General features: G+C 51.9%; 9 protein-coding genes. 8 read left to right on the forward strand and 1 reads right to left on the reverse strand.

All coding sequences use genetic code 11. The features are described from left to right. The first annotated feature begins 201 nt into the window (after positions 1-201). Positions 202-1197, forward strand: coding sequence for a family 43 glycosylhydrolase (locus Q0R57_RS08250; protein ID WP_294745987.1), 996 nt, complete (start codon positions 202-204; stop codon positions 1195-1197). A gap of 32 nt (positions 1198-1229) precedes the next feature. Here Q0R57_RS08250 and Q0R57_RS08255 read toward each other — a convergent pair whose 3' ends face one another. Next, positions 1230-2831, reverse strand: coding sequence for a CTP synthase (locus Q0R57_RS08255; protein WP_294745883.1), 1602 nt, complete (start codon positions 2829-2831; stop codon positions 1230-1232). A 340-nt stretch (positions 2832-3171) separates the two neighbouring features. Here Q0R57_RS08255 and Q0R57_RS08260 point away from each other — a divergent pair, with 340 nt between their 5' ends. From Q0R57_RS08260 to Q0R57_RS08290, 7 genes are all read left to right on the forward strand, one after another. Continuing rightward, positions 3172-3696 (forward strand): sigma-70 family RNA polymerase sigma factor, encoded by a 525-nt coding sequence (locus Q0R57_RS08260; RefSeq protein ID WP_294745886.1) that lies wholly within the window; start codon positions 3172-3174, stop codon positions 3694-3696. Further along, the gene (locus Q0R57_RS08265; protein WP_294745888.1) at positions 3693-4220 is read left to right on the forward strand and encodes a hypothetical protein; all 528 of its coding nucleotides are present in this window, start codon (positions 3693-3695) and stop codon (positions 4218-4220) included. Before Q0R57_RS08260 ends, Q0R57_RS08265 begins: the two co-directional genes overlap by 4 nt. After that, positions 4217-7243, forward strand: a complete 3027-nt coding sequence (locus Q0R57_RS08270) for a hypothetical protein (RefSeq protein WP_294745889.1) — start codon at positions 4217-4219, stop codon at positions 7241-7243. The genes Q0R57_RS08265 and Q0R57_RS08270 overlap by 4 nt, the downstream gene beginning before the upstream one ends. A gap of 241 nt (positions 7244-7484) precedes the next feature. Continuing rightward, complete coding sequence (locus tag Q0R57_RS08275) at positions 7485-8117, forward strand: HAD family phosphatase (protein ID WP_294745891.1); 633 nt, start codon at positions 7485-7487, stop codon at positions 8115-8117. Between the two features lie 115 nt (positions 8118-8232). Continuing rightward, positions 8233-9735: an HD domain-containing protein gene (locus tag Q0R57_RS08280; protein WP_294745893.1), complete on the forward strand. Its 1503-nt coding sequence runs from the start codon at positions 8233-8235 to the stop codon at positions 9733-9735. Positions 9736-9741: 6 nt separating this feature from the next. Beyond that, the gene (locus Q0R57_RS08285; RefSeq protein ID WP_294745896.1) at positions 9742-10707 is read left to right on the forward strand and encodes a leucine-rich repeat domain-containing protein; all 966 of its coding nucleotides are present in this window, start codon (positions 9742-9744) and stop codon (positions 10705-10707) included. Between the two features lie 138 nt (positions 10708-10845). Beyond that, on the forward strand, positions 10846-12021 hold the full coding sequence (locus Q0R57_RS08290; protein WP_294745899.1) for an efflux RND transporter periplasmic adaptor subunit: 1176 nt from the start codon (positions 10846-10848) through the stop codon (positions 12019-12021). The last annotated feature ends 20 nt before the right edge of the window (positions 12022-12041 follow it).

The raw sequence follows: 12041 nt of genomic DNA on the forward strand, positions 1-12041 counted from the left end.
AATCTCCTGCATCATCACCCTTCTTTCAATCTACGTTTCGGCACAAAATAACAATTTGCAATCAAAAACCATATTCTACTTGCAAATTATTAGTGGTATGATGTGGATAATTCGGTAATAATCGTTACCTTTGCAGCCGATAAACCCAAAAACTACTTTATGAACAAATTACTTATTACAATGACACTTGCAGCTGTTTGCATGACAGTTGCGGCCCAAGGGCCTCGCCGAGGCTTTCAGCGCGAAGCCTTTACTACTGAAACACCGATGGTACACGACCCCGTGATGGCCAAGGAGGGTGACACGTATTATATCTACGCCACAGGCATGGGCATCCAGCAGATGACCTCGCGCGACCGTAAGACCTGGACCGTACTGCCACAGCCTGTTATGACCGTGATTCCTGGCTGGACTACAGATTCTGTGCCAGGCTTCAGCAACCATGTGTGGGCACCCGATGTCATTCAGTGGCACGGGCAGTGGTGGCTTGCCTACAGCTGCTCTACATTTGGCAAGAACGGCTCAGCCATTGGTCTGCTCAGCAGTCGCTCTCTGCGCTCTAATATGTGGAAGGACGAGGGCTGCATTGTGACCTCGCGCGAGAAACGCGACAACTGGAACGCCATCGACCCAAACTTCGTCATCGACGATAACGACACGCCCTGGCTCGTGTGGGGCTCGTTCTGGGACGGCATCCAGATAGCTCGCCTCGACTCAACGATGCACATAGCAAAACCTCAAACCTCAAATCTCAAGCCTCAAATCAAGACCGTCGCCCGTCGCTACGACCCCAGCTACAAGCCATCAGAGCCGAACCCCACGTCGAAATATGCTGGCACCAACGCCATCGAAGCGCCGTTTATCTTTAAGCACGGCGGCTATTACTATCTCTTTGTGTCATGGGACTACTGCTGTCGCGGCGCCAAAAGCAACTACCGCGTAGCCGTTGGTCGCAGCAAGACTGTCGACGGACCTTATTTGGACCGTACAGGCAAGGATATGGCTAATGGCGGTGGCACGCTCGTCATTGAGGGCGACAAAAAGGAATGGGAGGCTGCTGGCCACTGTTCTGCCTATACCTTTGATGACGAGGATATCTTCGTCTGTCACGGCTACAGCGTCACGCAGAACGGTGCCGCCATGCTCATCCAGCGTCCTATCTCGTGGACTGCCGATGGATGGCCGGAATTGAAATAGTAGAGATACAGACAGAAAAGTAATGGAGCCCGTTAGGACTCCATTGCTGCTTTTATAAAGCTCATGAACAGAGGGTGCGGATGCAGTACTGTCGATGAGTATTCAGGATGGAACTGCGTGCCGATGTACCAGCGCTTCTCTGGAATCTCCACAATCTCCACCAGGTTGGCGGCAGGGTTGATACCCACGCACTTCATACCCTTGGCCTCGTACTCCTCCTGATATTTATTGTTGAACTCGTAGCGGTGGCGGTGACGCTCGCTGATAAGTGCCTCCTCACCATAGGCTTCGTAGGTCTTGCTGCCCTTCACCAGCTCACACTCGTAGGCGCCCAGTCGCATGGTACCGCCCATCTCGGTGATGTTCTTCTGCTCCTCCATGATGTCGATGACGTTGTGGGGTGTCTTGTCGTCCATCTCTGCGCTGTTGGCATCCTTGTAGCCCAGCACGTTACGGGCAAACTCGATGACCATCATCTGCATGCCCAGACAGATGCCGAACGTTGGGATATCGTGCGTCCGGGTGTATTCTGCAGCAATGATCTTGCCTTCGATGCCACGCTGACCGAAGCCCGGACAAATCAGCACGCCCTGCATGCCCTTCAGTTTCTCTGCGATATTCTCCTTTGTCACTTCCTCACTGCTGATGAAGTGGATCTTCGCCTTCACATTATTATATATACCAGCCAGATTCAGACTCTCGCGAATGCTCTTATAGGCATCCTGCAGGTCGTACTTGCCAACGAGACCGATGTGTACCTCCTTCGCGGCGTTGCGCTGCTTGTCGAGGAAGTCGTGCCAGGGTTTCATCGCAGGTGTCTCACCCACGGGGATGCCAATCTTACGCAGGATGGCGGCATCCAGTCCTTGATGCTGCATGCTGACGGGCACCTCATAGATAGAGGGCATATCCTCGCTCTGCACCACGCACTCCAGATCCACGTTACAGAACGATGCCACCTTCATTCTCATGCCATCGTCCAGATGACGCTCTGTGCGCAGCACCAGAATATCGGGCTGGATACCCATGCCCTGCAGTTCCTTGACAGAGTGCTGTGTGGGCTTGGTCTTCAACTCATCGGCAGCCTTCAGATAGGGCACGTAGGTCAGGTGCACACAAACGGCGTTCCTGCCCAACTGCCAACGCAACTGTCGGATGGCCTCCATAAAAGGTGCACTCTCAATATCACCAATGGTGCCGCCCACCTCGGTAATCACGAAGTCAAGTTGTTCGCCCTCTTCGTCCTCTCGCAACATTCTGCGCTTAATCTCATCCGTGATATGAGGCACCACCTGAATGGTCTTGCCCAGATAATCACCACGGCGCTCGCGGTCTATCACCGTCTTATAGATACGTCCGGTGGTAATAGAGTTGTGACGTGTGGTGTGAATACCCGTGAAGCGCTCATAGTGGCCCAGATCCAGGTCGGTCTCCATACCGTCGGCCGTCACATAGCACTCGCCATGCTCATAGGGGTTCAGCGTACCTGGGTCGATGTTGATGTACGGGTCAAACTTCTGGATGGTTACCTTATAGCCGCGTGACTGCAGCAATTTTCCAATGGAGGCGGAGATGATGCCTTTTCCCAACGAGGAAACGACACCGCCTGTAACAAAGATATATTTTGTGTCCATAAAACGAATGTATTTTATGGACTGCAAATTTACGCATTATTCCGCTTTCGAGCCGAAAAACGCCCCATTTTTCAATCTACATTTTCGCCAGAAATAACAATCTGCAAGAAAAGGAATGTATTTTCTAGCAGATTACTATCGGTTTTTCAAAAATACGCGTCCATTTATTACAAACTGTCAAAGACAAGCAAAAGCGTTGGATAATCAAAAGAATCTTTGTATCTTTGCAGGCAAAAAAAAGAAGAGGCGATTACGTTAAAGAACCTTAAACATCAATGATGATGCGTTATGTTTTGCGGCGTTGATTGTTATATAGGCAAAAACCATACGTAAAACGTTTATGCAAGAAGCACTATTCACAGATGTAGTTACCCGCCTGCGCCCACAACTCATGAGTCTTGCACGCGGCATCCTCCACGACGACGAGGAGGCGGCAGATGCCGTACAGGATGCACTTGTCTCGCTATGGCGCATGGGCGACAGGGCACAGCAGGCCACAGAGGCCGAACGACTGGCGATGCGTATCACACGTAACGTCAGCCTGAACAAGCAGAAACGCCGGTCTTTTGTCATTGCCGCCCTGGACAACATGCCCAGCGACACGGTTCGTCCGCTGACAGCCCGACAGGACAATCCGCATGAAAGCATGGAGCGACAGGAAACTGAACGCCAGGTCAACGATGCCATTGCTGCCCTGCCTAAGAATCAGCAGGCAGTCATTCTGCTGCATCACATGGACGGTCTGTCCTATCAGCAGATTGCGGCTATACAGGGAAGCACAGAGAGTGCTGTCCGCATGACTGCCAGTCGCGCCAAGGCAAACCTTATGACTAGTTTAAAACAACCAAAACAAGAAGCATCATGAATACGAATCACAACATACCCACCGACGAACAGCTATGGAACGAGGTGCTGGACGTCCTGCATGATAACCGTCGTGAACTGACTGACGAGGAAATCGAAAAGCTCACGAACGAACCCAAGCCATCACGCCGTTGGATGCGCATAGCGGCCTCATTTATTGCCGTCGCCCTGCTCAGCGGACTGGCCTACGCTGCCTATCATTTCCTTTCTCCGCAGTCAACAGAACCGTCAACGGGAACATCAATAGCCGAGTCAAAGACAGACGATGCCAGTTCTGCCGATGATGCCCTCGTGCGTTTTGCGGATATCCGTTTGGACAGCATCCTCACGGTGGTGGGCAGCCATTACCGCCATCAGGTGTGCTTCCAGGAAGAGGCGCTGCGTGATCTCCGTTTCACCATCGCCTGGGATAGCGTACAGCCGTTAGGCATCTTCCTCGACAACGTGAATGAGTTTGAGGGACTGCGCCTTTCTGACGAGCGCGATACCATCTTTGTTCATGCAGAGAAGGAGGTAGAGCCATGAAGCGCATCACCTTATTATTAATAATGGTGGGCATCGTCATGAGTGCTTCGGCACAAACACTTTCTTTGGCTGACGCATTGGCCCGACTGAACCAACAGCAGGATGACTACGAGATTTCCTTCATCCACAACGACTTGGAGCACCTGCAGGTGGTAGCCAACACACAGGGACTGAGTGTGCCTAAGGCCGTCAAGCAAATGACGAAAGACCAACCCGTGCGTGTCGTCACCAAAGGAAAGCAGATATATGTGCAATACAAGCCGAAGTCCGACAAGCGCTATATGGTACTTGAAGGCAAGGTGAAGGACTACGTGACACACCTTGACCTGCCCCACGCTGCCGTCAGACTGCTCAATGCCGATGGGGTCTGCATTGATTCCTGCGAGGCCATCTCTTATTTGCAATATGGCAACAATACGCCCATAGAACTGGCAAACTTTGCTTTCAGAGTGCCTGCACGACCCACGAAATATACGATTCAAGCCAGCTATGTGGGTTTTAAGCCTACCGAAATGCCCTATGAGCTGAGTAATATCTACCGTCGTGAACAACGTCGCGATCTGCCTCCCGTCTATATGAAGCGCGAATCAAAGATGCTGAAGGAGGTGGTTGTCACTTCTACCAAAGTGCAGTTCTACTATAAGGGCGACACGCTGGTGTTCAATGCCGATGCATTTGAACTGGCCGAGGGTTCTATGCTCGATGCATTGGTAAAGCAGTTGCCTGGCATCGAACTGAAAGAGGGTGGACGCATCTATCACAACGGCAAGTATGTGGATGCGCTGCTCCTTAACGGCAAGGACTTTTTCCGTGGCGACCACACCATCATGCTCGACAACCTGCCGGCCTATACGGTGAAGAACATCCAGATATATGATAAATGGGGAGACAAGAGTGAGTTTCTGGGGCAGCAAGTGGCTGGAGACAACCGCTATGTGATGGATGTAAAACTCAAGAAGGAATACAGCATCGGCACACTGGCCAACGCAGAAGCAGGTGGCGGAACGGAGGAGCGCTGGCTGGCCAGACTCTTTGCCCTGCGCTTCTCGGACCACTCGCGCCTGGCAGTCTATGCCACCGCCAACAACCTGAATGGAGACACCAAACCTGGCGAAACGGGCAGTTGGAACCCTCAGCGCATCAAGGACGGAGGACAAATGAGACAGAAACAAGCCGGCATCGACTATAACGTAGAGGACCGCAACAGCAAGTGGAAAGCCGATGGCAACCTGCAGGTGACTCATACCGACCTGAATCGCGAGGCCAACACCAATCGCCAGAACTACCTGGCCACGGGCGATACTTACGAACGCATGACTAATGTCAACAGGAACAAGAACCTGAGGTTGAATACCAGTCACCATTATTATCGGGATTTCAAGATGTGGAACATCGATATTAGCCCTTCACTCAACTATCAGAAGTTCGACAATACTGACCGTAGTATCGCCTCGGCTTTCTATCAGAACGACAGTCTCATCCACCGCAATCTGCAACGGGGTATTGCCGAGGGGCACGCTCTCGATGGAGAACTACGTCTCAGCAGTACGTTGAAGTTTCACCACAGTCCCGACTGGGCTTCACTTGACGCCGAGGCCAGTTTCACCGACCAGCAGGAGGACCGCTATCATCGGCAGTCTATTGAATATGGTGCTGTGTCACAGAACCCTTCAGAATGCCTCAACCGCTACTACCGCAACCACCCCAACCGCTCATGGAAAGCCAAGGCACGTGGCACCTATCAGATCAATTTCACCCCTCAGATTCGTCTGCAATTGAATGCGGAATACACCCACAACGACCGCCTGCGTGAGTCGTCGCTCTTCGACATCGACACAACCTACGCCATCGGCCAATTACCATCAACTCACGAATATGAGCAGTACATTGATCGTCGCAACAGTTATACAAGCCACTTCACAGAGGACATCTACGACTTCAGTCCACGCTTCTTCTACAACTGGAACAAAGGAAAGGAGAAGAAAGTATGGGCGCAACTCGGCTTCCCTGTCACACTCGTTCGTCAACAGCTAAGCTACCAGCGCGGCAGCATTGACACACTCGTGACGCGCAACACTATGCCCATCAACATCTGGGACTGCTTTATCCAGTACACAACCATCAATGCAGAGACGGGAAATGCCCAGAAGCTGCACCTACAGTATATGGCCCAGACCTCAACACCTGATTTGCTGAACCTCGTGGACATGCGCGATGATACTGACCCACTGAACATCCGTCTGGGTAATAACAGTCTGCGCAATGCCGTTAACCACGAGTTCTCGTTCAGTCACCAATGGGGAAAAGCGAAAAGTAAAGAGACAAGCCATCAGTACCGTCTCAGTTACACGATCATCCAAAATGCCCTTGCGATGGGTTATCGTTACGACCGCACCACAGGCGTCCGCACCTGGCAGGCCGACAACGTGAATGGCAACTGGAATGCCAGCGCGGACTACCGTTTCAACACAGTCATTGGCAAGAAGCACCCTCTCCGCCTCAATGTCAGTCCGAGTGTCAGTTACCTGCACAGCGTGGACCTGATAGACCAAGCGCGTAGCACCGTCAACACGCTTTCTTTCAACAACACGCTGAATCTCTCCTATAAGATTGGACAGCACGCACTCACCTTCAAGAGTACCACGCTTTGGCAGCGTTTCAGCAGTCAGCGCACGGACTTTGAGACGCAGCAGCCCTTGACGCTTACCAATGGGATGACAGCAATCGTAAAACTGCCTTGGAACTTGGAACTGAGTAGCGACATGACGCTCTACAGCCGTACGGGCTATGCCGACTCACAACTCAACACCAACGACCTGGTGTGGAATGCTCGCTTTGCGCGCCCATTCCTCAAGGGAAGGCTGGTGGTGATGCTCGACGGCTTCGACATCCTTGGTCAACTGGACAACGTAACCCGCAACGTCAATGCGCAAGGCCGTACAGAAACCTATACCAATGTCATGCCTCGCTACGCCTTACTCCACGTAACATACAGATTCAACAGGCTGCCCAAAAAGAGATAACTCGTTATCCAAAACAAAAATCACGCCGTGATTAAACAAAATCATGGCGTGATTTTTTATTTTCACGACGTGATTTTATATTTTCACGTCGTGATTTTAATAATTCATCGTGATAATCCTAAGAAAAACTCGTGAAGGCGGGTGTCTTCGTCCAGCTGAAGATGCCACTGCCCACAGTCTTAGCTCAAAGATTTGGTCGTTTCGATAAGAATAGTTACCTTTGCAAGCAAAACAAGGAGATATGAAGAATATAAAGAATATAGCCTTTGACCTGGGAGGCGTGGTGCTGGCGCTGAGTCTTGAGGGGGCCATCAGGACATTCGAGAAGATGGGACTTGTGGATGCCCGCGAGCGATTGGATGCCTTTCAGCAGAGGGGCGTGTTTGCCGACCTGGAGTCAGGACGCATCGGCAAAGAGGAGTTCCGACAGGAGATGTGCCGACTGATAGGCCATGAGGTCACCATGCAGGAGTGCTACGATGCCTGGCACGGCTATGTGGACCACGTACCGCAGCGGAACCTCGATATGCTGCTGCGCCTGCGACAGAAGGGTTATAAGGTGTGCCTGCTGTCAAATACCAATCCCTTTATGACCATGTGGACGGAAAGTCCTGCCTTCGACGGCCACGGCCATCCCATGAGTCATTACTTCGACCACCTGTACCTGAGCTACGAATGTGGTGTGATGAAACCCTCGCCCGCCATCTTCCACATGATGCTCGAAGGTCAGGATGCCCTGCCCGAAGAGACGCTCTTCATCGACGACAGTCCCACGAACGTCCAGACGGCCCAGACCATTGGCATACATACACTCTGCCCCCAGAACAACGAGGACTGGACGCTGTTTCCCGAGATTCAAGAGCTGAAAAGATGATGTCTCTAACGGCGGAACTGACGACGGAAGAGGGACGAGGAGATGATTTTTCGAATGATTATTTGGTGACATGGAATTTTGTTAGTACCTTTGCAGTCCAAAGAAAGAATGAGGCATGAAGTTATATTCTGACGAAGAGCTGGCAGAGATACTGGACCAGGAGATTTTCCATCAAATCAGCGAGGCAGCCGACAGGCTGGGGCTGGAATGCTATGTCGTGGGCGGTTATGTGCGCGACATCTTCTTGGAACGTCCCTCTGACGACATCGACGTGGTGGTGGTGGGTAGCGGCATCGCAGTGGCCAAAGAGTTGAAGCGGATGCTGGGACACAAAGCCCATCTGGCTGTGTTCAAGAACTTCGGTACGGCACAAGTTAAATTATTGAGGAAAGAGGAAAGTGGAAAGAGGAAAGAGGATAGTGAAAAGTGGATGGAAGTAGAGTTCGTGGGTGCCAGGAAGGAGAGCTATAGTCATGACTCGCGCAAGCCTATTGTTGAAAATGGTACGCTAGAAGACGACCAGAACCGTCGCGACTTTACTATCAACGCGATGGCTATCTGTCTGAATAAGAACAGGTTCGGTGAGTTGGTGGACCCCTTCAACGGACTGGCCGATCTGGATGACGGCATCATAGCCACACCCTTGGAGCCAGGCATCACCTTCAGCGACGACCCGCTGCGCATGATGCGCTGCATACGCTTTGCCACCCAGCTGAACTTCGAGATAGAATCTGAGACCTTCGAGGCGCTGGAACGCATGGCCGACCGCATCAAGATAGTGAGTGGTGAGCGTATTGAGGTGGAACTGAATAAAATCATGATGGCACCGCACCCCAGCAAGGGTTTTGTAGACCTGCAGCGCTGCGGTCTGCTGAATATCATCCTGCCAGAACTGGCTGCCCTCGACATTGTGGAACAGAAGAACGGCAGGGCACACAAGAACAATTTCTACCATACGCTCGAAGTGCTGGAAAACGTCTGTGCGAAGGACAATGGAAATCTCTGGCTGCGTTGGGCATCGCTGCTCCACGACATAGGAAAGACGAAGACCAAGCGCTGGGACCCTGCCATAGGCTGGACTTTCCATAACCATAATTATATTGGGGCGAAGATGGTGCCCGAGATTTTCAGGCGACTGAAACTGCCGCTGGGCAGCGAGATGAAATACGTGCAGAAGCTGGTGGACCTGCACATGAGGCCGCAGGTGATTGCCGACAGCGAGGTGACCGACTCGGCCGTGCGCCGTCTGCTGAACGATGCTGGCGATGATATCAACGACCTGATGACGCTCTGCGAGGCTGATATCACCTCGAAGAACGAAGGACGCAAAAAAATGTTCCTGGAGAACTTTCGCATGGTGCGCGAAAAGCTGGCCGACCTGCAGGAGAAGGACTATAAGCGACTGCTGCAGCCCGTAATCGATGGTAATGAGATAATGGAGATGTTCCACCTGAAGCCCTCGCGCGAGGTGGGTGCCCTGAAGCAGTACCTGAAGGATGCGGTACTGGACAATAAGGTGGAGAACGAACGCGAACCCCTGATGCAACTGCTGATGGAAAAAGCAAAGCAGATGGGGCTTGTCAAAATTGAGAATTGGGAATTGAGAATTGAAAATTGAGAATATATGGAGAATCAAACACCGTTTTACAAGCAGATTTGGTTTCTGGGTGGCGTGGCTGCCCTCGTCATTTTCGTGTTGTGCTTTCTGGGCATCAACTATGTGAGTCAGCCTGACAGTGATGAAGGGCCCGATGTGGAGGAGGAGCAGATTGCTACCCTCGAGAGCAACGAACCCCTGATTATGATTGCCCGTGCGCAGGGCTGGATAGAGCCCGACGCTACGGAGATGACCAGCATCGACGCTGCTGCCGTGGACAGCTTGGGCGAGGCTTTCGTGAAGAGTAACATCAAGAGCTTCAAGGAGTTTCGCTATTTCGTGGGGCTAAAGGAAATCAAGAGTGGCGCCTTTGCCCATGCTGATCAGTTAATGGAAATAGTGATTCCATCGCAGGTGGTGACCATCGAGGATGGCGCCCTGGCCTATTGTCCTGCCTTGGAGTCGATAGCTGTGGATACCGCCAACGCACACTATGACTCACGTGGCGACTGCAATGGCATTGTATGCACCTGGAAAGGCAAGCTGATGCTGGTGGCTGGTTGTAAGAACACCAAGATGAGCGACAACATGCGCTACATTGCTCCGCAGGCCTTCAAGGGATGTACGTCGCTGACGAAAATAGTGTTCCCAGAGCGTATGGAATCTATTGGTGCTGAGGCCTTTATGGACTGCACGGCCCTGAAGGAGGTGGAGATTCCGCAGGGTGTGCGCTTCGTGGAAGAGGGCACCTTTATGGGCTGTAAGTCGCTGACCCAGGTGACGCTGCCCAAGAGCATAGAGCGTCTGCATCAGGATGCTTTCAAGGGCTGCTCTTCGCTGGTCACGATCATTTGTCCTAAGAAATACACGCCCGTCATTGAGAATGCCTTTGACAACTATAACGCCACGGTGAGAGTGCCTAAAGGGTTGGAGAATAAATACTTCTCTGACAAATACTGGAAGTATTTCAAGGACGTCAGAGAGATGGAATAATATTAATAAACTGTAAAAAAGAGGTGGAAGTAAGGTGACTTTCACCTCTTTTTTGTATCTTTGCAGTCAGAAAACCGGGCAAGCGTACTTGGTTTTCAGCATAGAATGAAATTTATATATAAATTTAAGTTTTGAAATATGAAGAAAAAATCAATGCTTTTGGTTGCATTTGTTGCAACCGTGCTGATGTCGTGCGGTGGAGGCGGTGGCCGTCCTACCTTTGGCGACAATGAGTATCCTGTGGAGGCTGTAGCCACTCAGAGCGCAGCCCTGCAGAGCACGTATCCTGCCACTATCAATGGTATTCAGGATGTGGAGATACGTCCGAAAGTACAGGGATTCCTGACACAGATTAACGTGACTGAGGGTCAGACTGTCAGCGCAGGTCAGGTGCTCTTCGTGATTGACAACGAGACCTATCAGGCTCAGGTGCGTCAGGCTCAGGCTGCCGTGAATACGGCACAGAGCGCCGTGAACACCGCCAAGCTGACGTTTGAGAACACCAAGCAGTTGCACGAGAACCGCGTGGTGGGTGACTATGAGCTGCAGACTGCAGAGAACAGCTACCTCAGCGCTCAGGCACAGCTGGCTCAGGCACAGGCTGCCCTGGCTTCTGCCAAGGAGGCGCTGAGCTTCTGCTATGTGAAGAGTCCTGCCGCTGGTGTTGTGGGCACGCTGCCTTTTAAGAAGGGTGCGCTGGTGAGCGCCTCTAACGTGCTGACCCATGTGTCGGATATCAGCAAGATGGAGGTGTACTTCTCGATGACCGAGAAGGACATGCTGACCATGTCGCAGAACGAAGGTGGTCTGCGTGGTGCCATCGACGCCTTCCCCGCTGTGAAGCTGGAACTGGCAGACGGCAGTATCTATGCCCACGAAGGTAAGGTTGTGGCCATGAGTGGTGTGATAGACCGTTCTACCGGCTCTGTACAGCTGAAGGCTCACTTCCCCAACCCCGAGAAGCTGCTGAAGAGCGGCGGCTCTGGTACTATTATCATTCCGCGTTCTGCCGATGCCGTTATCGTTATCCCGCAGCGTGTGGTGATGGAGGTGCAGAACAAGAAGTTCGTCTATGTGCTGAAGGACAGCAACAGGGTGGCCTACACAGAGATTACTGTTAATCCCCAGAACGATGGCGTGAACTACATCGTGACCAGTGGCCTGAATGTTGGCGACAAGTATGTGACTAACGGCATCACCAAGTTGAGCGACAACATGGAGATTGTGCCTATCACACCCCAGCGCTATCAGGAGAAGATTGATGAGCAGGCCAAGTCAATGACTGCCAGCGATATCGTGAATGCGATGAAATAACAGAAAAAGAAACAGTAAAA

This window comes from uncultured Prevotella sp. (assembly GCF_946407605.1).
Classification (GTDB): domain Bacteria; phylum Bacteroidota; class Bacteroidia; order Bacteroidales; family Bacteroidaceae; genus Prevotella.

What these genes read in the sequence shown, in the direction of transcription:
- Q0R57_RS08250 (WP_294745987.1), top strand. Translation starts at nt 202, where the DNA reads ATGACAGTTGCGGCCCAAGGGCCTCGCCGAGGCTTTCAGCGCGAAGCC.
- Q0R57_RS08255 (WP_294745883.1), bottom strand. Translation starts at nt 2,831, where the DNA reads ATGGACACAAAATATATCTTTGTTACAGGCGGTGTCGTTTCCTCGTTG.
- Q0R57_RS08260 (WP_294745886.1), top strand. Translation starts at nt 3,172, where the DNA reads ATGCAAGAAGCACTATTCACAGATGTAGTTACCCGCCTGCGCCCACAA.
- Q0R57_RS08265 (WP_294745888.1), top strand. Translation starts at nt 3,693, where the DNA reads ATGAATACGAATCACAACATACCCACCGACGAACAGCTATGGAACGAG.
- Q0R57_RS08270 (WP_294745889.1), top strand. Translation starts at nt 4,217, where the DNA reads ATGAAGCGCATCACCTTATTATTAATAATGGTGGGCATCGTCATGAGT.
- Q0R57_RS08275 (WP_294745891.1), top strand. Translation starts at nt 7,485, where the DNA reads ATGAAGAATATAAAGAATATAGCCTTTGACCTGGGAGGCGTGGTGCTG.
- Q0R57_RS08280 (WP_294745893.1), top strand. Translation starts at nt 8,233, where the DNA reads ATGAAGTTATATTCTGACGAAGAGCTGGCAGAGATACTGGACCAGGAG.
- Q0R57_RS08285 (WP_294745896.1), top strand. Translation starts at nt 9,742, where the DNA reads ATGGAGAATCAAACACCGTTTTACAAGCAGATTTGGTTTCTGGGTGGC.
- Q0R57_RS08290 (WP_294745899.1), top strand. Translation starts at nt 10,846, where the DNA reads ATGAAGAAAAAATCAATGCTTTTGGTTGCATTTGTTGCAACCGTGCTG.